Source organism: Arthrobacter sp. StoSoilB5 (genome assembly GCF_019977235.1).
Lineage (GTDB): Bacteria > Actinomycetota > Actinomycetes > Actinomycetales > Micrococcaceae > Arthrobacter.
Genome location: NZ_AP024646.1, coordinates 2,515,390 through 2,539,708 on the forward strand (window position 1 = coordinate 2,515,390; position 24,319 = coordinate 2,539,708).

General features: G+C 60.3%; 18 protein-coding genes. 9 read left to right on the forward strand and 9 right to left on the reverse strand.

Annotated elements, in window-relative coordinates:
• Position 1: 1 nt before the first annotated feature.
• From LDN75_RS11365 to LDN75_RS11375, 3 genes are read left to right on the forward strand one after another with little or no spacing between them, the layout of a single operon-like run.
• Positions 2 to 1,054 (forward strand): DUF4392 domain-containing protein, encoded by a 1,053-nt coding sequence (locus LDN75_RS11365; RefSeq protein ID WP_223937354.1) that lies wholly within the window; start codon positions 2 to 4, stop codon positions 1,052 to 1,054.
• Positions 1,055 to 1,098: 44 nt separating this feature from the next.
• Entirely contained in the window at positions 1,099 to 4,566 is a 3,468-nt protein-coding gene (locus LDN75_RS11370; RefSeq protein WP_223937355.1) for an NAD-glutamate dehydrogenase domain-containing protein, read from the forward strand.
• A 30-nt stretch (positions 4,567 to 4,596) separates the two neighbouring features.
• A complete protein-coding gene (locus tag LDN75_RS11375) occupies positions 4,597 to 5,883 on the forward strand; it encodes an ATP-binding protein (protein WP_223937356.1) in 1,287 nt (428 codons plus the stop codon).
• Between the two features lie 261 nt (positions 5,884 to 6,144).
• Here LDN75_RS11375 and LDN75_RS11380 read toward each other — a convergent pair whose 3' ends face one another.
• Both LDN75_RS11380 and LDN75_RS11385 read right to left on the reverse strand, forming a co-directional pair.
• Positions 6,145 to 7,212: an ABC transporter permease gene (locus tag LDN75_RS11380; protein WP_223937357.1), complete on the reverse strand. Its 1,068-nt coding sequence runs from the start codon at positions 7,210 to 7,212 to the stop codon at positions 6,145 to 6,147.
• A gap of 32 nt (positions 7,213 to 7,244) precedes the next feature.
• Positions 7,245 to 8,801 (reverse strand): ABC transporter substrate-binding protein, encoded by a 1,557-nt coding sequence (locus LDN75_RS11385; RefSeq protein ID WP_064723117.1) that lies wholly within the window; start codon positions 8,799 to 8,801, stop codon positions 7,245 to 7,247.
• A gap of 142 nt (positions 8,802 to 8,943) precedes the next feature.
• Here LDN75_RS11385 and LDN75_RS11390 point away from each other — a divergent pair, with 142 nt between their 5' ends.
• Complete coding sequence (locus tag LDN75_RS11390; protein WP_223937358.1) at positions 8,944 to 9,957, forward strand: Lrp/AsnC family transcriptional regulator; 1,014 nt, start codon at positions 8,944 to 8,946, stop codon at positions 9,955 to 9,957.
• 286 nt (positions 9,958 to 10,243) lie between these two features.
• On the opposite strand, the gene LDN75_RS11395 is transcribed toward LDN75_RS11390, so the two are convergent.
• From LDN75_RS11395 to LDN75_RS11415, 5 genes are all read right to left on the reverse strand, one after another.
• Positions 10,244 to 10,906, reverse strand: a complete 663-nt coding sequence (locus tag LDN75_RS11395; RefSeq protein WP_223937359.1) for a helix-turn-helix domain-containing protein — start codon at positions 10,904 to 10,906, stop codon at positions 10,244 to 10,246.
• A 21-nt stretch (positions 10,907 to 10,927) separates the two neighbouring features.
• Complete coding sequence (locus tag LDN75_RS11400) at positions 10,928 to 12,613, reverse strand: thiamine pyrophosphate-binding protein (protein ID WP_223937360.1); 1,686 nt, start codon at positions 12,611 to 12,613, stop codon at positions 10,928 to 10,930.
• An 83-nt stretch (positions 12,614 to 12,696) separates the two neighbouring features.
• Positions 12,697 to 14,076, reverse strand: a complete 1,380-nt coding sequence (locus LDN75_RS11405; protein WP_223937361.1) for a 2-hydroxycarboxylate transporter family protein — start codon at positions 14,074 to 14,076, stop codon at positions 12,697 to 12,699.
• Positions 14,077 to 14,211: 135 nt separating this feature from the next.
• The gene (locus LDN75_RS11410; protein ID WP_223937362.1) at positions 14,212 to 15,084 is read right to left on the reverse strand and encodes a hydroxymethylglutaryl-CoA lyase; all 873 of its coding nucleotides are present in this window, start codon (positions 15,082 to 15,084) and stop codon (positions 14,212 to 14,214) included.
• Entirely contained in the window at positions 15,084 to 16,319 is a 1,236-nt protein-coding gene (locus tag LDN75_RS11415; RefSeq protein ID WP_223937363.1) for a CaiB/BaiF CoA-transferase family protein, read from the reverse strand. The genes LDN75_RS11410 and LDN75_RS11415 overlap by 1 nt, the downstream gene beginning before the upstream one ends.
• A gap of 326 nt (positions 16,320 to 16,645) precedes the next feature.
• Between LDN75_RS11415 and LDN75_RS11420 the strand changes: the two genes are divergently transcribed.
• Positions 16,646 to 17,716: an isocitrate/isopropylmalate family dehydrogenase gene (locus LDN75_RS11420; RefSeq protein ID WP_223937364.1), complete on the forward strand. Its 1,071-nt coding sequence runs from the start codon at positions 16,646 to 16,648 to the stop codon at positions 17,714 to 17,716.
• A 117-nt stretch (positions 17,717 to 17,833) separates the two neighbouring features.
• On the forward strand, positions 17,834 to 18,823 hold the full coding sequence (locus tag LDN75_RS11425) for an NAD(P)-dependent oxidoreductase (RefSeq protein ID WP_223937365.1): 990 nt from the start codon (positions 17,834 to 17,836) through the stop codon (positions 18,821 to 18,823).
• A gap of 210 nt (positions 18,824 to 19,033) precedes the next feature.
• Here the strand turns inward: LDN75_RS11425 and LDN75_RS11430 are convergent, their stop codons facing one another.
• Positions 19,034 to 20,065, reverse strand: coding sequence for a DUF4192 domain-containing protein (locus LDN75_RS11430; protein ID WP_223937366.1), 1,032 nt, complete (start codon positions 20,063 to 20,065; stop codon positions 19,034 to 19,036).
• A 667-nt stretch (positions 20,066 to 20,732) separates the two neighbouring features.
• Here LDN75_RS11430 and LDN75_RS24195 point away from each other — a divergent pair.
• The 3 genes from LDN75_RS24195 to LDN75_RS11445 all read left to right on the forward strand — a co-directional run bounded on the left by LDN75_RS24195 (position 20,733) and on the right by LDN75_RS11445 (position 22,003).
• Entirely contained in the window at positions 20,733 to 21,248 is a 516-nt protein-coding gene (locus LDN75_RS24195; RefSeq protein ID WP_263422373.1) for a hypothetical protein, read from the forward strand.
• A gap of 147 nt (positions 21,249 to 21,395) precedes the next feature.
• A complete protein-coding gene (locus LDN75_RS11440; protein ID WP_018778837.1) occupies positions 21,396 to 21,596 on the forward strand; it encodes a ribbon-helix-helix protein, CopG family in 201 nt (66 codons plus the stop codon).
• The gene (locus tag LDN75_RS11445) at positions 21,593 to 22,003 is read left to right on the forward strand and encodes a type II toxin-antitoxin system death-on-curing family toxin (RefSeq protein WP_223937368.1); all 411 of its coding nucleotides are present in this window, start codon (positions 21,593 to 21,595) and stop codon (positions 22,001 to 22,003) included. Before LDN75_RS11440 ends, LDN75_RS11445 begins: the two co-directional genes overlap by 4 nt.
• 1,555 nt (positions 22,004 to 23,558) lie before the next feature.
• Here the strand turns inward: LDN75_RS11445 and LDN75_RS11450 are convergent.
• Positions 23,559 to 24,047 carry an Lrp/AsnC family transcriptional regulator gene (locus LDN75_RS11450; protein WP_223937369.1) on the reverse strand — a complete coding sequence of 163 codons (489 nt, stop codon included), beginning with the start codon at positions 24,045 to 24,047 and terminating at the stop codon, positions 23,559 to 23,561.
• Between the last annotated feature and the right edge of the window lie 272 nt (positions 24,048 to 24,319).

Sequence of the window (24,319 nt, forward strand, 5' to 3'; positions counted from 1 at the left end):
CATGACCGAACTGACCACCTACGAACCCAGCGCACTGAGCCGCTCCCTTGCCGCCAAAGACAACCGACTCGACCGCATCGTCAACATCGACTTCGGCGGCCGTGGAGTCGAGCACCTCTACGAGGCAGCCCTGACACGGCAGGAAGGCTGGTCCCTGGTCGGCCGCGCCGCGGAACTGCTCGCCGCTGTCCCCGAGAAATCCACCGTCCTGATGACCACCGGTTCAGTTTCCCGAGCATGGATCTCACCGACCATCGGCGAAAACGACGGACCCGCCGGCGCGGCCGTCATCGCCCGCGCCCTGGCCCTGGGCAAGCGCGCCACCCCCATCGTGTTGGCCGAAGAAACCCTCATCCCATCACTGGGCCCGATTTTCGAAACCGCCGGGCTGACTGTCCTGCCACCGGAAAAGGCCATCGAGGCCAACACCGGAGGAACGCTGCTGGCCGTCGCGCTCGTACCGTTCACCACCAGCGACGACGAAGCACCGTCAGCCGCGCAGCAGGTTCTCGAACAATATAAGCCCTCCTTGCTGTTCTCCACCGAACGCGTCGGACGGAACAAGAACGGTTTCTACTACAACATGCGAGGGATCAACTTCGGCCAGGACCGCGCCCGCGTGGACCACGTCTTCGACCTCGCCTTCGAACGCGGCATCCCCACCGTCGCAGTAGGCGACGGGGGCAACGAAATCGGCATGGGCAACGTCGCCGAAGCCGTCGCAGCCCACATCCCGCACGGCGCCGACGGATCCACCGCTTGCGGCGGAGGACTGGGAGCAACCACCCAGGTCCAAGCTCTCGTAACGGCCGCCTGCTCCAACTGGGGCTGCTACGCGATCACCGCCGCCCTCGCAGCCCGTTTGGCCGATCCGAAAATTCTCCACACCCCCGAACTGGAAGCAGCCCTGTTGCGCCGGGGCGTGGACGTTGGACTCATCAACTCCGTCGTCGGCATCGTCGACCCCAAGGTCGACAACATCGACGTTTCCACGCACCTTGCCGTCGTGGAACTTCTCTCCGCCATCATCCGCCCGGGCTTGTCCCTGAATTAGAAACCCAACCGCGCAGGCCCACTCAAGGATCGAAGAAGCTCCCCATGCCGCACCTGACCGAAGACCAGTCCCGGAAGCACAGCCGCGGAACCCGTGACACCACGTCCCACCTCTCCGCTGTTCCGCACGGCACCGCCACAAACTTCGCCGACTGGATCACAGAGTGGGACACGACGTTTGCGAACGAAGCACGACGCTCACTCGGAACTGGTCAAGCTGACGCCCTGATCCGCCGCTGGATCAGCGCTCTGCCGCTGTCCTATCGTGAGTCGTTCACGGCCAAGGATGCCCTCGCGGATTTCCTGGACATCGAGGCCGGCACAGGTGCGGCATGGGAACACACTCTGCGGTTCTACTTGTCGGAAACGGCCGGGCAGCAGCGCCTGAAAATCATTAGTCCCGCTGAGCTGTCCCTTGGAGATCTGGTCCCTCCGTTCCGGGACATGGGCATCACGATCCGGGACGAACGCCCTTACCGTATCGCCCCCGACGAGCATCCTGTCGCGTGGATCTACGACCTTGGCATTGACGGAACCAGCCAGATACCAGTTGACGATTCAACCCGTGACCGAATCGAAGAATCGATCCGGGCAGTCTGGACAGGGGCGACTGAAACAGATGCCTTCCACGGGCTCATCACCACCGCTGGGCTCTCACACCGTGACGCGCTCTTGCTACGCGCCTACTTCCGCTACCTGCGCCAAAGCGGGCTGGGCTTCTCGCTGGAAAGAGTCGCCCATGTACTGTCCGGACACGGGCACATTGCAGCCCAGCTGATCGGCTACTTTCACGGCCGGTTCGCTCCCGACGCTGGGTCGACCGATGATCGCGGCCACGGAATCCTCGAGGATCTTCTCGAAACCTTGGATGACATCTCCGCCAGGGACGATGACAAGATCATCCGCGCGTACCTGGACGCAATGAAAGCCACCGTCAGGACCAATTTCTTCCAAACAGGCCCCGACGGGGAACTGCATGCCTACATCTCCTTGAAGATCGCTGCAGCCGAACTTGGGCTGCTCCCCGAACCACGACCGGAACACGAAATCTGGGTTTACGCGCCCACCGTTGAAGGTATCCACCTCCGGTTCGGATCCATCGCCCGCGGCGGTCTTCGCTGGAGTGACCGCCGCGAAGATTTCCGCACGGAAGCTCTCGACCTCGTCAAAGCTCAAGTCGTCAAAAACGCCGTCATCGTCCCCACCGGAGCCAAAGGCTGCTTCTACGTCAAAAACACCGGAACGGGGGATCCCGGCACGGCAGGCCGTGAGGCTTACAGGACCTTCATCAACGGACTCCTTGACCTGACCGACAACGTTATTCCAGGCGTGAACGGGACAATCATCGAAGCCCCGGCCAACGTCGTCCGCCACGACGCCGATGACCCCTACCTGGTGGTCGCCGCCGACAAGGGAACGGCCCGATTCTCGGATCTTGCCAACGAGGTAGCGGCAACCCGTGGCTACTGGCTCCGCGATGCCTTCGCCTCCGGCGGCACTGTGGGATACGACCACAAGGCCATGGGCATCACAGCCCGTGGCGCTTGGGAATCGGTCAAGCGGCACCTCATGGAGGCGGATTTCCCTTGGAACTCCGGGACCATCGACACCGTCGGGATCGGTGACATGAGCGGTGACGTGTTCGGCAACGGCATGCTTTACACCGACAAAATCGCACTCAAAGCCGCCTTCGATCACCGCCACATCTTCCTCGACCCCACCCCGGACCCGGCCGTGTCGTACGAGGAACGTTCCCGTCTGTTCGGACTGGAACGCTCCTCCTGGGACGACTACGACCGGGGCAAGCTATCCGGCGGTGGAGGGGTTTTCTCCCGACAAGCCAAGCTCATCCGAATCTCGGCCGAGGCCGCTCATGCCCTGCGCTACGAAGGCCCCGTAACGCTCACGCCTGAAGATCTCATCCGGGTCATCCTCAAAGCCCCGGCAACTCTGCTGTTCAACGGGGGCGTCGGCACGTACATCAAGCACAGCCTCGAATCCCATGCCGATGTCATGGACAAGGCAAACGACGCCGTACGGATCGACGCGGACCAAATCAGAGCCCAGATCATCGGTGAAGGCGGAAACCTCGGCGTCACGGCCCGAGGCCGTGTCCAGGCATCACTGTCCGGTGTCCGGATCAACGCCGACGCCGTCGATAATTCCGCCGGTGTCGACTGTTCCGACCACGAGGTCAATATCAAGATCCTCCTTGACGCCGCTGTAGCTGCAGGAGACATCCCTGCGGCCGACAGGGCAGAGATCCTGCGGGCCATGACCAACGACGTCGCACAAGCCGTGCTGGCCAACAATTACGAACAGAACTTCGCGCTCGGAACGACTGCCGCCCACACCTCGTCAATGACCCGGGTCTACCTGCGGGCGATGAAATTCATGGAGGACAAAGGCCGGCTCCACCGCGGCCTGGACTCGATGCCCAGCGACGAGGAAATCCTGCGCCGCCTTGATGAAGGGCAGAGTCTTGCCCGCCCGGAAATCTGCATTCTTCTTGCCCACATGAAGTCCTCCCTGAGCCAGGAAATCCTTGCCAGTGACATCCCCGACGAAGCCTGGGCTCAGCAGGAACTGGACGACTACTTCCCTGACCAGCTCCTGGAGATGGCGCGGCACCACGTTCAAGCACATCCCCTGAAACGGGAAATCATCGCCACGTCCCTGGCCAACCGTATCCTGAACCACTCAGGCGTCACTTTCGTGTTTCGCCTCTGCGAAGAGACCCGCGCCACCGAAATCGACGCTATCAAGGCCTACTTCATTTCCGCCAGGATCTGGGACCAGCCCGAATTCTTCCGCTATATGCGCAGCCTGGACGGCAAAGTCCCTGCCTCCGCGCAGGAAAGAATGGACCGGATCATGCGCCGCTTGCTGGACAGGTCCAGCCGGTGGTTCCTCAAGCACCAGACAGGAACCCTGGATGTCACAGCAGAAGTAGCCAAGTACAAACGGCCCGTCGAAAAACTGTCCGCACAATTGCAGACGCTGCTGCGTCCGGGCCAGCTCCAAGGAATCAATGACAAAGCCGCGGAGCTGACAAACCTTGGAGTCCCACGCAACTTCGCAGAGAAGTCCGCCGCCCTGCTGTATCAGTACCCCCTGCTGGACGTCGCCGAAGCCGCGGCCAACACAGGCATCCCAGCCGCGCAGCTGGCCACCACTTACTTCGACCTATTCGAACAAATCGAAGGCAGCCGACTGCTCGGGCGTATCGATTCCCTGCCCCGAAACGATCCATGGGAAACCATGGCCCGGGCGGCACTGCGCGAAGACTTCTACGACGTACTCTCCAGCGCCTCCACCGCCCTAGCCGCCCCACAATACGGACGCTCCGCGCAGGCACCGAACCCCGTCGTCGAAAGTCGGCTCGGGCTCATCACGGATGCCATCGCTGAACTTACAGGTCGGGAACCCTCGACGAACCCGGACTTTGAAATCCTCACCATCGTGCTGCGTACCCTCAGAAGCATGCGTGCGGCAGCCTTTGCGCCCCGCTAACCACCAGACCATCTCCGAAGGACACACCACATGCACTCCTGGCGCATCCGAGAATTGCAACGCGAAGACCTTGACCAATTAATCACGCTCTGGCACTCCTCCCGGGACGGGCACCTTCACTCGGTCTACAGCATCTCGGACATCCTCGCCGCAGCCGCAGACGGTAAAAGCGTTGGGGCATTCATCGGCGCTGACCTCGTCGGAGCCGTAGTATTCCGCATTCAGGCAGACCGGGCATGGATCCTCATGCTCGGCCAAGCCCCCGAGTGGCGCAATCAAGGTCTGGGCAGCTCGCTGATCTCGGCGCTGGAGGAAAGCCTCGCCGAGACCCAAGTCGTCAAGATCTCCGCGCTCCTGCCCGCAAAGGAAACCCGGGTCCAGGCCTTCCATAACAGCGGATTCGGACCCCAGGAAGAACTCGTCTACTTCGAACGCGGCGTCCCCGTCCAGCCCAAGGAAATCCAAACCCTGGAACGCCTTGGCGGAACACCATCCCCCCGAGGGCTGTGGGAAGACATGGGAGGGATGCAACACGAGAAGGAACTGATCGAACGCAGGCTCATCCTGCCCCTGGCCAAGGAAGAACTCGCCCGCTCCCTCGGTGTCGTGCCGCCCCGCTCCGTTGTGCTGTTCGGCCCACCCGGCACCGGAAAGACGACGTTCGCAAAAGCCGTAGCCTCACGGCTCGGATGGCCTTTTGTTGAAGTCTTCCCCTCGCGCCTGGCCTCGGACCCCAACGGACTCGCTGCTGCTCTCCGCCAGACCTTCCAAGACATCTCGCACCTGGAACACGCTGTGGTGTTCATCGATGAAGTCGAGGAAATTGCCGCCCAACGAAGTGAAGGTCAACCATCGCCTTTACAAGGGGTCACCAACGAACTCCTCAAAACGATTCCGGCCTTCCGCGCCAAAGAAGGCCGGCTGCTGATCTGTGCAACAAACTTCATCCGCTCCCTGGACCAAGCCTTCCTTCGCCACGGCCGGTTTGACTACGTCATTCCCATCGGCCTGCCTGACTTCGATGCCCGCAGGGCCATCTGGGAACGGTACATACCCGACCGCGCCAGCGAGCACGTCGACATCGAAGTCCTCGCCAAAAGCACCGAGCGGTTCTCCCCAGCTGACATCGAATTCGCAGCCCGCAAAGCCTCCCAGCACGCCCTGGAAGAAGAGGTGTACGGCACCCCCGGAGAAGACGCGGACACCGCACTACAAACCCGGATTTACCTCGAAGCCATTGCCCAGACCCGGGCAACCGCTAGTGAGAAAACAGTCACCGACTTCCTCGAGGACATCCGCCGGCTGGGACGTACTTAACCCTTAACCGGCCCTAAACCCAAAGAACCAGCCACAACCACGAAAATAAGATCAGCGTGATCAGGACTGCGCTTCCCGCGTCCTGTGCCGCCTGGCACCATGGATTGTCCTCCGGCTGCAGTCGGCGAAGGTCTCTCATCGCCACAGATATCCGGTTAGGGGAAGGTGTCGTCGCTGGCGGCCGCGCTCTGCCGATCTTCGCGGATGGCCAGGAAGAGAAGTAGGCCGGAAACCAATCCCGCGTTCCATTGAGTGCGTCTGCTACGTGTTTGCATGGCTACCTCCAAGATTCCGGGAGTCGATGAGGCCAAGCACGACGTCCACCAGCAGATTGATCGTGGCGGCGATCATGCCAATGACAATGACCATGCCTTGAATGACCGGGTAGTCGCGGTCAAGAATTGCTTTGATGATTCCTGTCCCGAGTCCCGGGAGTGCGAAAACGGACTCGATAACAATGGCTCCGCCAATCATTCCGCTGAAGATCAGGCCGCTCAGTGTGAGGGTTGTGGTCAGCAGGTTAGGAAGCGCCCACTTCACGTACTGCTTGGATGCCGGAATCCGCCATCCGCGGGCAGTCCGCATGTAGTCGTTTTCCAGTACCACCGCAGTTTCGCGCCGGACAACTCTGGACACCGTACAAATGGGACCGATGACGAGAGCTGCCACGGGGAGCACGAAGGATTCAGCCACCATCCTGGTGGAGTAAGCGGGTGGAAGCATCGGGAAGAACCCAATGCCCAAAGCGAAGAAAATCACGAGCAACGTCGCCACTACGTAACCCGGGATGGAATCGAGGAAGCCTGTGATGACACCGAATGCGGTATCCAACCAGCCTCGCCGTCCAGCTCTGGTGAGGAGTCCTACAACCATGCCCAGTGGGATGGAAATCAATAAAACAGTGATGATGCCCGCAACGGCGATGGTTGCTGTGAATGGCAAACGGCTCATGATGACGGTGGCCACTGGCTGACGGTAGATGAATGATGTGCCGAGATCACCCGACAGGACTTGGCCTACGTACGTCAGGAACTGCTGGCCGAGGGGAAGGTCGAGGCCCAATTCCCGCCGAACCCGTTCAACATCGGCAAGGTCGGCGTTGGCTCCGGCGATGGCAAATGCCGGATCGCCAGGAATGAGTTGGACGATCATGAAGGACACCACCACTAATGCGAGGAAGGTGACGATGAGGCTCGCTCCGCGCCGGATGGCGAAGGACAGCCAAGGAGACATTGCCCTGGGTGGTTGGAGCGCAGCGTTGGGCGTTGGAGATGATTCGCGGACGGTGATCTCGGGGACATGCACCGCCCGGGTTGGGAATTCAGTCATCGGAAAGCTGCTTTCAAACTGGGATGGAACTGCTATTTGTTGATCCGGATCGTGGCCGGATCCATGTACTCGCCGAACTTACGGATGCTGAAACCTTTAGCAGCGACTGTGACATACGGAAGCGTGGCCAACGGGACCGCGTCAACACGCTCCAGGAAGGAAGCCTGTGCTCCTTTGAACGCGGCGCATTGTTCGGTTGCGTCAATGGCATTCATACCTGCAACAAGGGCAGAGTATCCTTCGTCGTTGATGGCCCCGGTCTTGTTGCGGCCGCCGGACTCAGCAGGAGGGCCCATTACCCGGAGCAGTGAAGAAGCGAGGGTGCCCATGAGGTTGTTGTCGCCTTGGACGTTGATATCCCACTCAGTGCCACCCTTGCCTGTCAGAGCGGACCACGCAGCATTGTCCAGCGACTTCACGTCCACATCTGCGCCCGCTTTGCGAAGGGCTTCGGCAACGTACTCGTTTCCTTCTGTGAGGAAGGTGGTGCCCACAATACGGATCTTGACGCCGGCCAAGACCTTGGCTGCCGCGCCAGGGTCAAGGGGCGTGATCAGAGAAGTGTCGGTGTTCACGCACTTGATGTTTTCCGATCCGACGGAGAGGGTCGGCTTTCCCCTTGAGTCGCTGATGATGTCGCTGAAGGCCTTCGGATCGATTGCCTGGGCGACTGCCTTTCGGAGGTCGGGCCTGTCCGCGAAGACTGTGCCAGGGCGTTCGTTGAAAAGTATGTACGTAGTGTTGTTGGAGGCGCTTTGCTGGGTAAATCCATCGTTGTCTTTGAAGCGGGCTACGTTTTCATCGGCCACACCTCCGATGTCCAAGCTTCCAGCGAGCAATTGGGTGGCGATCGTGGAGTATTCGCTGATCGGCGTGAAGACCACTTTGTTAGCCGCGGACCCTTCCAGGGGTTTGCTGAACTTGGGCCACGCACTGTAGTCGCCCCGCAGTGCCAGCTTGTATGTCACGGCCGGTTGGGCAGATTCCAAAGTGTAGGGCCCTGAGAAGGCGCCCTGCACCGTACCAGCTGACAAGCCCTTGAGATCAGCGAGACCGGCGGGACAAACGATGCCTGATTGAGGCAGAGCCAGTCCTGTGAGGAAATCAGACCAGCCGGCCGACAATGATGCCGTAACGGTACCGGAGGCATCGTCCGCGGCGAAGATGGCTTTGGCGGCTCCAAATGCGAGGGACCGGCCGGAAGAGCCGGTTTCGGGCGCTGCGAATCGGCTGAGGGAAGCCGCGACCACAGTCGGGGTGATGGGTGTTCCATCGGCACACTTAGCATCGTCCCGGATCTGGAGTGTGTAGTTGGATGCATCGATTGCGTCCCACTTGCTTGCCAGGCCTCCGACCAAGGCTCCATCATCGTCCTTGCGAAGGAGAGTATCGAAAAGAAGTGGCGCAACTGTGTAGTCGTCCTGGCTGCGGGCCAGCGCGGGGTCAAAGGACGAAGGGTCCGTCGCGAGCGAAACATTCACGGTGTCCGTCAAGGGTGCGGTGCCGTCATTGGCGCCGCCGCTGCAGCCGGAAACCACGAAGGCCGCCGCTGTTACGGCGGCGACTGAAATATACGCGCGGTGGTGCATTCGATCTCCTAGGTGGGGGTCTTAAGCCGAGGCCCAAGGAATGTGCTTTCACGCCTAGGTGAGATGCCGAGTATGGGGTGTTTTCTGTCACATAGGTGCACGGTATTGCCGATTATGACGTTTATGGCGCATGATCCTGTTCATGGCAGATGCTCTGGATTTCCAAATTATCAACGCCCTGCAGATCCACCCCCGAGTCTCGTGGGCCCAGCTCAGCAAGGTCTTGGCGGTAGATGCTTCCACGATCTCCCGGCGATGGAGCGCCCTGATTTCCGAGAGGAGAGCATGGATGACGTGCTACGACAGCGGAGCGCCCAAGACGAGGAATGGTGGGGTGTCCGCGCTCGTTGAAGTTCGCTGCGTGTCCGGCCGTCGCAGCGAGGTCATTGAGGAGCTGGCCAGCAAACCCCCGATCTTCAGCGTCAATTGCACCTCTGGTTCAAGGGATCTCTTCGTGCTGATATCGACTCTCAGTCTTGTTGAAACTGATCGCTACGTTGATGAGCACATAGCGTCGATCCCTGGAATCATCGCGACGCAGACCCACTATCTGCGCAAAGTGTTCTTTGAGGGTTCGAGCTGGCGTCTCCAGGCACTTAGCCAGGCGCAGGTGAAATCGCTTGAGAATCTGAGGCCTTCGGCGAAGAATGTGGAGCGGAAAGCGGCCTACGAGGAGATCATCAGGGCACTCCAGACAGATGCCCGCCGAACAGCGGCCGACGTCCAAGCCGAAACTGGCCGGTCAATTGCTGTGGTGGCGAGGGACATTGATGCGGTACTTTCTGCCGACTGGGTGCGTTGGCAGGTCGACTTCGCTCAGCAGCTCATGGGATGGTCCGCTGCGGCTGTACTGTGGCTCAATGTGAACCGGACGGACCAGGATCGTGTGGTGGATTCCCTGACGAGGCTGAATCAAGCCAGATTCTGCGCTTTGGTGACAGGCAAGGCGAACTTGGCCGTCCTCCTGTGGCTGCACGACTTGGAAGAGTTGGACAACATTGAGCACAGGATCACGGCCGCCTACCCGCATATCGAAATCCACGACCGCTGGATCGTTCCGCGGATTGCCAAGAGGCTGGGTCATATTCTCGACGTCGACAGCAGTCACTTGAGGTTTGTGCCGTTGGATGGAGGCGACAACGTTCTTGAGGATTGATCTGCCAGGATGCCACGCATGAACCCAAGCAATACTTGGCGAAAACTCCCGGGTTGTGCTGGCGCCGCCGTCCAGCAGGAGACCGGCGCCGAACTTTAAGGGACAAAAGCCTGCGCCACAATCCCGGTGCCATGGACGGTGATGTTCCCGTCGGAGGTCGGGACGAAGAGCGATTTTCCCCTGGTGATGGTCTGCTCTCATTGCAAGCCGCTAGAGCGCCGAGGCCGGTACTTCCCGAATGACGGGTCAAACCAGCCGGGCTGGCGTCGGCGGCGCGCCCACCGACTTATAGAGTCTGTCTTCTTCGATCAACGGCGTCCGCGATTGTTAGTGCTGCGCTAATTACTTGGTCGCCGTAGTCTTGGCCGGGTGATTTGACCACACGGGCAAGGGGCATGGCCAAGCAGACGGCTGCGATGATTCCTTCCTCGGTTTGCACCGGGGCACTGATCGACCCCAGACCCGGGGTTCGGATACCGACCGACTCGATCCAACCGACTTCGGCAAGTTCGGTGAGAGTTTCCTCGTCGGCCGCTAAAAGCCTGCCGCTGGAGCCTTGGGGGAGTGGAAGCCGTGCTCCTATTGGCAGGATTGCGCGGAGTTCGTGCTGGCTGTCGGCACTGAGCAGGCATACGCGTTCGTCTCCTCGCTTCACCCATAGTTGTGCGGTTTCGCCGGTTTGGTCGCGTAGCTCGCGGAGGACTGGCAACCCGGCGTTTTCCAGTGCGGATCTCACGAACCGGTCTCCCAGCCGAAATGCGCCGCCGTCGGTGCGGCGCAGGAAACCATAGTCCACCATCTGCAGGGCCAGCCGGTGTGTAGTGGACGCCGATAGGCCGGTCTGTCGTGCCAGTTCACTGGCTGACACGGCGGACCGGCCGACGGCATCGAGGATGGCGGCGGCGCGCTCCAAGGTGCGGTTGCTTCCGTTGGTTTCAGGTGTGGGCATGTGAGTAGCCTATGTTGCTTGCTATCCCTTGGCGGCCACTGACTCTGCCATGTATTCGGCCACCACTTTCTGCGAGATGGCTATGTCCAGGACGAACACGCCTTCCTCATGGTCCGCGAGCCAATCTTGGAGCTGTTGCAGGTCGGCGAGGGTGCGGACCTTGGTGCCATGGGCCCCGAGGGCACGCCCGACGGCGGCGAAGTCAACCTCGTCGATCAGCATGGCCTGCTCGTGCAGGCCCTTAACGGCGTACTGGTGGAGTTCTGCGCCGTACGCAGAGTCATTGAGCACCACGACCACACCTCTACGGGTTGCCCGTAGGAAGGTCTCAAAGTCGGCCAGTCCCATCAGTCCGCCGCCGTCGCCACTGACCAGCACCGTGGTCCGCTCCGGGCGCGCGATGGAGACGCCTGCTGCCGAGCCGAAGCCCATGCCGATGGCCTGGAAGGCGGTGCCCACCAGGATCATGGCGTGCGGGTCGGGAACGGAGAGGTACATCGGCGCCCAGCCGATAAAGTGTCCGCCGTCCATCACTACCGAACGCTCGGCAGGCAGGATCCGGTCCAGGGCAGATACGACGGCCCGTGGATTGAGTCGACCATCAGGTCCGAACTCGGTGGGGTCTTCGCTGGGGCGGGACGAGCGGAATTCGGCGCTTGCTACTTCGGGAACTTGGTCCCGCCAGGTCGGTGTTGAGGCAGCGGCAGTGCGTCCGAGGAGACCCTCAACAAATGGATGGATGTCTGAGCGGATGTACTCGGCTGAGGGCAGGTTGCCTGGGTCCGGCTCGTTGTCGACGCGGATGATGGTGGTTGTTGGGGGAAACAGGGTTCCGTAGCGGGTTTGGAAGAGGTTCTGGCTGGCTCCGACAACAAAGACAACATCCGCCCGTCGGGCGACCTCAAGGCGGTGTCGTCGGGTGAAACCGCCAGCGACGCCCAGGTCCCAGGGACTGGCGAAGGCGTTGGTTGCCATGACTGAGGTCATGAACAGCGCGCCTATCCGGTCACCCAGCTCTTGTAGGGGAGCGACGGCGTCGGCGAGGATCATGCCGCGGCCGCCAAGGATCAGCGGTCGTTTCGCTGCAGCCAGCAACCCAGCCACGCGGTCCAGATGGGCGGGGTCAGCAGGCCACGTGGCCTTCACCGGCAAAGGCTCCAAGGTCTTGGTTTTCGACGGCGGCGCTGTCGCCACATCGTATGGAAGGGCGAGGACTACAGGCTGGACGGTTTGAAGGGCCAGGTCGAAGGCGCGGTGTGTGGCGGCTTCGGCATTGTCTGGAGTGGCTACGAGCGTCACTACTCCGGCTGCGTCGGCTGCTCTGGCTTGGTCGATGTCGAAGGGCCGTGGCCCGGTGGAGGGTGCGTCGCCGACCACGAGGACCAGGGGGATGCGGGCGATCCGCGCCTCGGCAAGGGTGGTGTAGGCGTTGGTGAAGCCGGCCCCGTAGGTGGTAGTCGCGGCAGCGATGTGCCCGGTTGCCCGATAGTAACCGTCGGCCATTGCGACAGTCCCCGATTCATGGCGGGCGGAGGTGAAGGGGAAACCGGGACGTGTAAGCCGGCTGATCAGGTGGACGTTCCCGTTTCCCATCAGGCCGAACAAGTGCCCGGCGCGCTCCGCCACTACGTCGGCGACGACCGCGGCTACGTTGCCTTCATCCGGAAGCTGCGCCGTCTCGACAGGCAGTGCGTCTGTACTGGTCATTCTCTCTCCAAGTTAGTGGGGGTTGAGCGGTGCCCCGCAAAGGAGGCACCGCCGTCGTTATTGCTGCTGTGGTTGAACGCCTGTCAGGTGAGCAACGGGACGATCAGTGATGTCACGAACAGGACAAGCGCGCCGCCGAGCCGGTTGGTGAGTGCTGCGAACGGCATCAGGTGCATGCGGTTGGCCGCGCTGAGCACGGACACATCGCCGCTTCCACCCGTGTCTGCCATGACCAGTCCAGGGGTGATGGAGGCTTCGACGAAGTTGAATTTCACCAGCCAGCCCAGGATGCCGGAGGTCACGGTGGCGATGACCACTGTGCAGACTGTGAGCAGGATGAACAGCGGGTTGCTCAGTGAGGCGATGACGTCCTTGATGTCGATGTAGGTCAGGCTGACACCGACGAGGAGGGCCGGCACCAGGACTGCGCCGATCAAGTCGCCCCAGTCGGCTGTGGATTCCTCGATGTCCTTGGGAAGCAGGCCGAAGATCTTCACGGCGGCCGCCGCGATGATGGCCCAGGCGTAGGGGTGCAGGCCCGGGGCGAAAGCTGCCATCAAGTTGCCAAAAACGAAGAGGCTGCCAGCGATGAGCAGACCCTTGCCCAAGGCGATGAAAGAGGATGCGTCGCGCTTGGGAGGCAGGGTGAGTTCGTCAGAGCGGCCCTTGATCCGCATCAGCTGTCCGTGGCCGTTGAAGCCAACGAAGAGCTGCTTTTTACGCTTGCCCAGGCCGTTGTAGATACCTGCGATGAGGATGCAGACCACGTTCGCCATCACGACGGCAGACATCAGGTCGCCCATAAACGCGGCGGAGTCGCTTCCGGTCGCCGAGGCGTACATCTTGGACATCGGCAAGGCCCCCACTCCCAGGCCGCCGGCCATGATCGGGGCGGCGATGAAGAGGATGCCTTCGATGAAACCGAAGCCCGTCATTAAGCCGAGCAATCCAACGAGGACGAAAGTTGCAATGAGGCAGCCCACCACCGGCACCGCGAAGCGCGGACCTGCTTTGAGGAGTAATGCTCTGGGCATGCCGAGAATGGATCCCGCGATGATGCCGATGACAAAGAAGTCCAGGAAGCCATGGCCTTCGATGAAGTTTTGGACCACCGTCACCAGATTCCCGGGCATGACGCCGAAGAAGGCCAAGGTGGCGGGGGCGAACGTGCACAGGATGGTAGGAAGGCCGAAGTCACGGACTACCGGGAAGAGGTTCCCGATCCAGATGAAAAGACCGCCAAGAAGGATAGTGGTTGCGAAACCGACCACCATGGTGTCGGGGAGGTTGCCCGTGAGCGACGCGGTGACAACCAACGCCGCCAGGACTAGGTACAAGGGAGCAGGAATGCTGGCAATGCTGGATCCGAGCCGACCGGGGTAGTGCGTTCCGGGGCGAGCCCCCGCCGTTTTTGTGACGGGGTGCTTGATGCCGCCGGCAGGGCCGGGACTGTTCTCGCTCATAACCGTGTCCGTTGGTTCGCTGGTGGGTTCTGTTGTGCGTGGGCTTGTAGACATCATCGTCTCCAAAACTGTGAGTAGGAATCGTTATCAGTGCTTGGTCTCTGGTGGTGAGGCTTCTTGCTGTCAGTGGGGTGGTTAGCGGGCGGGATCGAGGATCGCTGCGGGAGAGTGCGTGACGATATCCCGCGCGAGCCGGACGGCTTCCGCGAGGCGCTCCTCGTCGACTCCGGTTTCGTGGCCGATACCGTGCAGATATTTGACGAGCTCTTCAGTGGCGATGTTGCCATGAGCGCCCGGAGCGAAGGGGCAGCCGCCAAAGCCGCCCAGCGCAGCGTCGAAACGCACGACGCCGGCAGTCACCGCTGCACCCACAGTCGCCAGTGCTTGACTGTGTGCATTGTGCAGGTGGAGATAGTAGGTCAGGTTCGGCTCCGAATCACGCACGTGGGCCAGGCTGGCGATCACCTGCTCCGTGGAGGTGGTGCCTAACGTATCGGCCAGGCCGATATTGTTGATGCCCATACTCTTGAAAGCGCGGATGACTCGAAGCAGATGGTCGATGTTGACGGGGCCTTCGAAAGGGCACGTGAAGGCAGTGGAGATGCCGGCGAAGAAGCGGATCTGCGGAAAACGCGCCACCGTGTCGGCGATTCCTGCCAGGGCATCCTCGATGCTTTTCCCTGCGTTGGCGTTACTGTGCGCCTGGCTGGCAGAGGCGACGACTTGGATATCCCTGGCTCCTGCATCCACGGCTCTTTCGATGCCTTTTCCGTTGAGGGCCAAGCTGGTGTAGCTAACGGTGTCGATGGTGGGCAAAGAGGCAATGACCTCCGCCGCGTCGGCCATTTGCGGTACCCGCCGGGGATTGACGAAGGAAACCGCCTCAATGCGTTTGATTCCGGCTTCGACCAGGGCTTCGGCTATCTCGAGTTTGTGCGCTGTTGCGACGATGACCTCTTCATCCTGTAGTCCGTCGCGCAGGAAGACGTCCGTAATTTCGACCTGCATCAGCGCACCTCCTGTGGTCCCAGTGCCGCGATCTCGTCATTATCCATACCGGCGAGCTCACGCAGGACCTCTTCGGTGTGCTGGCCAAGATCGGGACCGATCCAGTTGACCTGTCCCTGGTGGCCGGGCAACTTCGGGACGACCCCCGGGAATCGGATGAACTCGGGTTCGTCGTCGACCACTACCTCGTGGGTTTGAATCATGTCGCGGGCCAGATAGTGCTTGTCCACGGCGATGCTGGGTGCGTCGTAGACCGGTCCGGCGGGGACGCCGGCGTCGTCCAGTTTGTCGAGCACGTCTGTGAGGGGCATGCTGCCGGTCCAGGCTGCGATGGCGCCGTTGAGTTCTTCCTCGCGCGCCCCGCGGGCGTCGGTGGTGAGAAGGGTTTCATCCTCCGCAAGGTCGTCTCGGCCGATGGCCTTCATGAGGCGGATGAAGACGGAGTTCGAGTTGCCCCCGATGACCACCTCCAGATCGTCCTGGCACAGGTATGAGCCGGTAGGAACGACGCCGGGAAGCGCGCCACCGGTGCGTTTACGGATCATGCCGTAGGCGTCGTAGTCGGGGACGAGGGACTCCAAAAGGCTGAAGATACCTTCGTAGAGTGCAACATCCACGATCCTTGATGCCCCGGTGTTCACGCCGCGGGCCTTCTGCAGCATGAGCATCAACGCTCCGATCACACCATAGAGGCCGGCCACGGTATCGCCCATGCTGGCAGCGGCGCGGCCTGCAGGTCGGTCCGGCTCGCCGGTGACATACCTAAGACCCGCAAAGGACTCCGCAGAACTGCCAAAACCGGCACGGTTCTTGTAGGGCCCTGTCTGTCCGTAGCCGGAAATGCGCACCAGCACCATGTCAGAGTTGAGTTCCTGGAGGACGTCTGGGCCCAGTCCCCATTTTTCGAGAGTGCCGGGTCGGAAGTTCTCGATCACCACATCGCACTGGGCAGCAATCTTCTTAACTGCTTCGCGTCCGAGTGCCGAACGCAGATCGAGGACCACGGATTTCTTGTTTCGGCCGATAGTACGGAACAGCATGGACGTGGCACCACGGGTCTTCCGCCAATCACGCAGTTCGTCCCCGCCGTCGGGCTTTTCAATCTTGATGACCTCGGCGCCAAAGTCCCCGAAAAGGCGTCCCGCAAATGGCCCGGCGATGAAGCTGCCAAGCTCCAACACGCGGATGCCTTGTAGGGGGAGGGCGTTCTCTTCCAAATGAGGTTGCTTCATCATTTCTTCCTGCTTGCGTCTTTGAATGCCGGACCTGATATCGAGTTTCCCATCCAGTGGGAATACCTTGTCATCAAGCGGATAGACGATAGCAGCCTCATGTGACGCACGCAACAGTCTCAAATGATGGTGCCCAGCGGTGACTCGCTTGCCCGCCGGTGCGGGCGGCATCTTGCGTCCCGCGTCTTACCCTGCTAGCGTCTTCCCACCAAACAAGCATCTCATCCCACCCAGTGGGATTTGGGCCAATCCGGTCGTGGCCAACGACGGCTGCGGCTTGGAAGGCCTGACGGTGCGACGACCCCCCACGACCAGTAAGGCAGTAAACCATGGCTCACTATGACATCGCCGTCATGCCGGGAGACGGCATCGGGCCGGAAGTCGTTGACGCGGCTTTGTCCGTCCTGAAGGAATGCCAAGCCCGATACGGGCTCACGATCAACTACGCGTTCTACGACTTCAGTGCTGACCTGTACCGCCGCACCGGAAGAAAAATTACCGCCGCTGACATGGATGAAATCGGCGAAGCGGACGCAGTGCTGTTCGGCGCAATGGGGCTCCCGGACGTCCGTGGACCCGAAGGCCTCGAACTTGGCGCCCAGGTAGAGATGCGTGCACACTACGGACTGTTCTCAAGTCTCCGCCCGGTCCGGCTCTTTCCGGGTGTCGAGAGCCCCGTGAAAGCGAAGGACATCGACATGCTCGTCATCCGGGAGACCTCTGAAGGGATGTTCGCCGGATTGTCGGATTATCATGAGCCCAGTGACGAGAGTGCGAGCGATCGCATGACGATCACCCGGGCCACCTGCGAGAAGCTGTTCGATGTCGCGTTCTCCCAGGCACGGGCACGTCGCACGCGGGGTACCCCAGGTCATGTCACTCTGCTGCACAAGTCCAATGCCCTCCGCAGCAACGTCCTGATGGAAAAGGTGTTCGACGAGGTTGCAGCAAGAAACACTGATGTTGGAAGCGCGAAGTACTACATTGACGCCGGCTCCATGTACATGGTGACCGACCCTGAACGCTACGACGTAGTGGTCTCAGAGAACATCTTCGGAGACATCATTTCCGAGATCGCAGCTGGCCTCGTCGGCGGCCTGGGCGTGGCACCTTCCGCCGATGTTAGCCTTACACACGGCGTGTTCCAGCCATCCCACGGCAGCGCGCCGGATATCGCAGGCAAGGGAATCGCAAACCCGATCGCAATGATCCTGTCGGCCGCGATGATGCTCGAATGGCTTGGCGGGCAACACGACGATGATCTCTGCATCCGCGTAGCACAGAACATACAGGGTGCCGTCGAAGCAGCGCTGGCATCAGGACCTCTGGCACGCGACCTCGGCGGAACAGCAGGAACACAGCAAGTACTCGAGACGATCATCAAAGCCCTGCCAGCGTAGGTCGGCGCGGAGCCGGGCAACCGGCCCATAGTCCGTACCCGCCAGCAACCCTTCGCAAACCCGTAGACATTGCCACGTCACCGTCGACAGGGCAGTCCTCAAGAAAGATACGCACCCATGACCTACAAAGTCCTGTTCGTTAACCCACTCAAGGATTACATCGATCGCCTTCTGGAGTCGGCACCCGAGGGGTTCGAGGTGAAATTGATGCCGCTGACAGGGGATGTTTCTGAGATTTGCCGTGAAGCCGAGGATGCCGACTTCCTCATCTCCGGGGTTGATGTGCCCGAAGAAGTCTTCCGCTCCGCAAAGAACGTGCATTTCATCCAATACATGAGTTCCGGCTACGGTCAGCTTCCCATCGATACCCTGAACGAACTCGGGGTCCCGGTCGCACAGATGAAAACCCACTCCATCTCAGTCGCGGAGCACGCGCTCACCCTCCTGCTGACCGTGATGCGGCGGATCCCGGCTTCCGCTCAGCTATTGCGTGCGGGAAAGTGGCGCGAAGACCTGGACGAGACGTCCTATTCGGAGCTCTACAACAAAACAGTCGGGATCGTCGGGCTGGGAAACATCGGACGGTGGATCGGGAAAATAGTGCACCATGGTTTTGGCGCCAACGTAGTCTTTTACGACAACGGGGAAATTCCACTCACCGTTTCGGAACTCATTCCCGCGCGCCCCGTCGCCTTGGAAGAACTGATGGAAGTGTCCGACGTCGTCTGCTTGGCACTGCCTCTGAATGCGGAATCAAACAAGCTGATCGGCCGGAACAAACTTGCCCTGATGAAGCAGAACGCCGTTCTGGTGAACGTCGGCCGCGGCGAAGTCGTAGACCAGAACGCCCTTATTGACGCGCTTCGCGAGGGACGCATCGCAGGAGCCGGGCTTGATGTCTACGACAGGGAGCCGCTCGACACAGTCAGTGAACTACTGAGTATGGAACAGGTTGTCTGCACGCCCCACATGGCAGGTGTCGGCTGGGAAAATGTCCAGCGCAGAATCGAAACCGTGTGGCAGAACTTCGATGCGGTCCTGCACGGCGACACGCCTCTAGGCGTTGTTACGACGGTGAAGAAGGGGGCCGCCTGTACCGCCGTGTAGGGGTGTCCAAGGGCCCGAGTAGGTAGTCTCAACCAGCTCGAAGGCTGTTTGGCGTTTGTAGACGCTCGCCGGGCTATTACTGGCCACCGCCTCCTTTTCTGTGCGCCGGAGGTCGTGGTGTAGGTGTCGCCTCTACTTGTGTTCCAGCCGGCCACGATGAGGACGCCGTCTATTGGTACGAAGCAGCGCACAAAATTGTCTGCCCCTCTTTCAGGGCATGTCGAGTTGGGTTTTGTAGGCGGTGTTTTTGTTGGTGTTCCAGCCGGCGATGATTCCGGCTCCGAGCATTTGGTCGGTGAGTCGTGCGAAGCGGTATCCGGGGTCGGTGTCGAGGGCGAGTTGCATGTATTGGTGTGCTTTGGATCCTCTGCCTTCCCACCAGCTGATATAGCCGGTGGTGGTGAGGATGGGTGCTGCGTGTTGTGGGCTGGTCCTCGTATAGGCGTGGAGGAGGAGTTGTTGTGCCCATTCGACGCGGGACCACTTCGGTGCTGTCTCGGTTTGGGCGAAGGGGATGTGTTGGGGTGGTTCGTCGATGCCCGGGATGTCTGCCAAGAGCCGGTCGCGGAGGTGGGGGAATTGGAAGTTCGCGATGAGCATGGTGCAGGCTTCGTCGGTCGGGAAGTCGTTTGTATCCAGCATGCCCGTCCAGAGTTGGCTGGCTTGAAGCGCGGCTTGATGGGGTGCCTGGACTCGGATGGTGTTCATGCGGTTTTCGACGGCGATGGCGTGGTCTGCTTCTTGGGTCGGCGTCGGGAGGATGATCCGGTTGGTGGGTTCTATGGTGCTGCCGCGGTAAATGAATTCGGCGTTGACTCGGCTGTATTCAGTGGTGCTGAGGGGCAGGCTGATGTCTTGTCCGGGTTCGCTGTCGTAGGGGGAGTAGGTTTCGCCGCTGACGAACATTCCGTCGCGAATGGTGATGTCGTTTTCGGCGAGGACTCCGGTGAGCGCTGGGATCGTGGCCGCGTGTGGTTTGGGCTGTCCTGGTTCGCAGTGGGCTGAGGTGTAGAGGGCGAAGACAATGCTCGTCCTGCTGGTGTCACTGGTGAGGTAGCTGCTGACGGTGCGGGCGTAAGGAAGTTCTGTTCCCGGATGGCGGGGGAGGTCGATGCGGAGGGTTGCGCCGACTCTACCCTTGTCCAAAGTTATGCAGACCAGGCTCTCTTGGGGCCAGAACCCTAGGGTGTGCCCGATGAAGCTCAGCAAGTCTGCCGGGTCTTTGATGGTGAGCGCATTCATTGTCCTGTTCCTTTGTGCGTGCGTGGCGTCTTTGGGTCTTGTGGGTCGTTCGGATAGGGCCGAAGTGCAACGCAGGGGACCGGGTCCGCCGCGTCAGCGCCCTGGTTAGGCGGAGTACCGTCCAGCCATTGATCGGGACATCAGAATGACAAACAGCGTTGTTGCTTCTGGGTATTCATGGGCAGGCGGGGGTGGGGCGTTATGACGTGAGTGGACTTAGTCTCCGGTGGGTGCCATCACTTGGTGGGAATCGCTGCGCAGGGTCGGCCGGAGGCTGCTTCCAGCCCCGACATATGCGCCGTTATCGGCATGACTTACTTTTCGCCTTTGGGAACATGGAAAGGAACTCAGAGTCTGGGCACCTCAAAGGTCGAAGGCCATGATGAATGGTTTGCCGTCGGCTTTTGCCTGCCTCCGCGAGGACGTTCATGCGAAGTGTCTGTTCCTGCGAAGCAGCAGGTCTTTGCGGAGGCATTCCGGGGAGCAAAGTCCATAGTTCGCGAAAGAGGACCAAGGCCATCAGAATCACTCGCATTTCCGATTCAAATTCGTCGCGGTTAGGGTCGATCCTCTCGGGATAGATGCTATCCATGACTCGCGGGAGCAACGCCCCAGGGGACCCGTGGGTCTGTTCGGACCATGCCGAGTAGAGGAGTTTGTAGTTCACATGGTGAAGCCGATTCGTCGATTCCCGGGCCAGCTCTGCGATGTTCTTGCCACACCAAGACTGCCGCCATTGAGGCGAACCGTCCCGTCGAGGCTTGGCACGAAATTCGGTGTAAGCCTCCCCTTGGAGGGTTTGCCTGATCTCGAGGACTCGTTTTACCTGGATTCGTTCGCCTCGTTCATGCTCGTACTCGAGGTTTGCAAGCGTTGCCAAGGCTTCCTGCAGGCTCCCGAGCCGGATGAACCTGATCGCGGCGAGTTCTCTATCGGGATAGGTGTTGAGATGTTCCATGTTGAGGACGATCTCGTAAAGCTGACGAACAGGAGACGTGGCTGTTTCCCAGTGGCCGGCTTTTACGAGGACACGGGCTGCATGGATGACGCTGATACAGCGTTCGAAGGCGCCACGATCGAATCGCCCGAGCTCGGTGTCGGGGTTGGTCGAGAGCGCTGTTTCTCTCGCGTCACGAATGAGGTCGTCCAAGACTTCCAAGAGCTTGGTGACAATCTCCGCTGACATAGTGCTCCTTCGTATGCGTTGGCCATCGTGATCTGGCACCAGCGTGACAGGCCCGGTGCACTCGGGGTGCATTCGCGAGATGGTCTGTGGATTTTCAGCCCCAATCCCGGACTTGTACCGTTTTGGTACCATATGAGTATGGCAATGAATCTCCGCGTCCCGGAAGACCTCGATCGCAGGCTGGAGAAGCTCGCGGCCGAGGAGCACACGTCCAAGTCCGCACTTCTCCTGCAGGGGGCTGAGTTGGTTTTGCAGCGGCATGCCCGGCGCCGGGAGATCAGTGAAGGGTTGGACTTTGTGATGAGTCACGACGCTGAGCTGTTGACCCGTCTTGAGGACGCGTGACCGCGTACCTCGACATTAAGGACGCGCTGCAGGTAAGCGACCGGTACGGATTCCACATCCGTGATGTTGGCTTGCTCGCCTCGGCCCTGGCCCGGCCCGCGACAACAGTCATGGGCACTGACGCCTATCCTGAATTGACGATGAAGGCGGCTGCGTTGCTGGAGTCGGTGGCCCGATTCCACCCGCTCATTGACGGCAACAAGCGCACCGCCTGGACGCTCATGGTCCTGCTCTTGTGGATCAACGGCTACCGCCACGACTTCACCACTGATGAGGGTTTCGGGCTGGTTGTGGGAGTCGCTGCCGGCAACATCGAGTTGCGGGACTCTGCCGCGCAAATATCGGAGCATCTGGTGGCTCGAAAGCCCTGGTTGTCGGAAGTGCCGCGTGGCGCGGACGTGCCCTGAGAGGTTTAGGCCCAGTTCGAGCCCGAAGAACAGTAATGACTATTCCTTTGGCCGTCCCGGACCCTGGCCACGAGGCCCTTAGCTGCCGAGGAAGTCCGCGGATAGGGGTCTGAAGATTTCGGTGTTGTCATGTCGGTCGTTTGTTGGGGCGCCATAAACCTGTGTAAGAAGGGAATCTGATGATGGGTTATCGCCGATAGGGGTAAAAAGGAAGTGTGGACAATATCCACACTCTCCACCTCGGACTGGCCCGTACGGCCGCCGGACTGCCCCGGATTCGGCATGTTTCCGCAGGATCCCAGCAATGACAAGGCCCGGAATCCCGTTCGAGTCCCACCTCGGGCACGGCATAACCCCTCGTCAGAGGGGTTTTTGCTTTTAAGTCTGGACAAAGCTTGACAAGTGCCTCTGCCTCATCGTCCCAGATGGTGCCTGGCCGCCGGGTACGGCCTGTTCAGTTTGGGGGGCGGGTTCAGCGTCCTGGCGTGTGGGCGCTCCGCTTGCTGGGATGTGTGGTCATTCGGCGTCCTTTCCTGTGGTGTTTCGTCGGCCATTATTGGCCGCTCACTTCTTCATGGGCAGTGGTTGTGGTGTCGACATGACTTTTCGGGGATCCTGCGGAACTTTTCCTCCGAAAAGACCGTGCCTCGTCGCATGCCGTCGAGGTGGCGTCCCTGTTTGTCCTGCCAAAGGGGGTGTGGACAATGTCCACACTTAAAGCAGATAACATTCGGGGTCCTCCTGGCTTGGTTTCGGAGTATTCACCTCTTCATTGGGTCTCTCAGTTCGTGGCAACATGACTTCGTTCCCAACCGGGGGCATGGCCACATGTGGGTCCAGACCCTGCAAGGCCAGGCCTCTACCTTGACCGGGGATTGAAGGCTCGGCCATGCCACGGCCGGGTCGTGGATGTCACATGCCGGCTAGAGCCGCTGAAGTACGGCTGCTTGCGTGCAGAACTGTTTCTGCGGTGTGGGCAGCTGCCGGGTGGTTGCTAACTAATCGACGTAACTGGCTTTGCACAGATTGCTGCAGGGTTCCCTCGCCCACAGGCGTCGACAGGATCGGCGTCGTAATAAAATGGCCGATAAGCACCCATATGTCTTGTAGGAGACTGCGCATACATCATCGCGTAAGTACTCCCATAGCCACTTACACACCCCTAAAAGCTCACCATAGCCGACCACCTGGCACTACAAAGTACACCTCGTCGCAGCCCTCGACCCTACTCTGGGAGCACCGCGCCGATAGACGCCGCCGAATGGAGGACCGAGCAGCAAGCTGCTCTTGATAGAAGGTTTCTTCCCGCTGCGCCGCGCTGGTGGAAATCGATCGTGATATTTGGGCGACGCGTCAGTTCAGCGGCCACTCCAAAAAGCTGGCTCCGCCCTCTTTCTGTTCATCGAGAGCGGAGCCCGTGCGCTATAGAACCGGTAGCAGCAAACGCGCCTACTCCACCACAAGCAACCCCATTTCGTTCTCTCCATCTACGCGGCGGCAGACAAGCCCAGCATGAGTTGCCCCCTTCGGGTACAGAAACGCTGGCAGCCAGAAGCTATCTCGAGGGACGATCTAGATCACGCTGGATTTTTTCCAGCAGGGGAACGATTCGCGGTTCTATTCGCCGGCTGAGGACCAGTTCGGTCCGCGTGCGTCGGACTCCCTCGGTTCCTATGACTTGCTGCAGTACCCGCTCGAAGTCAGTGTTATCTCGGCCCACAACACGGCAAATCAAATCTCCGTCGCCGACCACACTGTTCACTTCGAGGACTTCCGGTATTTTCGCAAGCCCAGCTACGGTCGCATCGAGCATCGCCTGAGCAACGTGAATGTGGACAAATGCCAATATGACGAAGCCCAGAGCTTCGGGGGAAATCTGTGGGCGGTAACTGGTGATCACTTCTGATCGACTAAACCCGTCAAGCCTACTTTGTGCCGTACCGCGTGCAATGTTTAGGCGACGAGCATATTCCCTGACTCCCGCTTTGGGGGACTGTACAAGCAGTTTCAGAAGGTCAATATCTAGCTTGTCTGTCCGATGCATGCTGACTCCTTTTCGCGTGTGCAAGTTTGAGCAACGCCGTGGCAAGCGGACCAAGTACCCCTCACAGCGTCGCCTTTCTGTGACTGCCGCCGCTAGGCTAATCGTTCATAGCGGCTTTGAGGACAGCACTGAATGCTGAACCGCCGGAACCCAATAACTCGGCGACATCCACTGGCGACATCAACACGGAACGAAGTTGCATGTGCTGATGATAAGGCCGCCATGAAAGCGGGGCGGTAACCATTCGCCTGCGTTCATGCCGCCTAGTTATG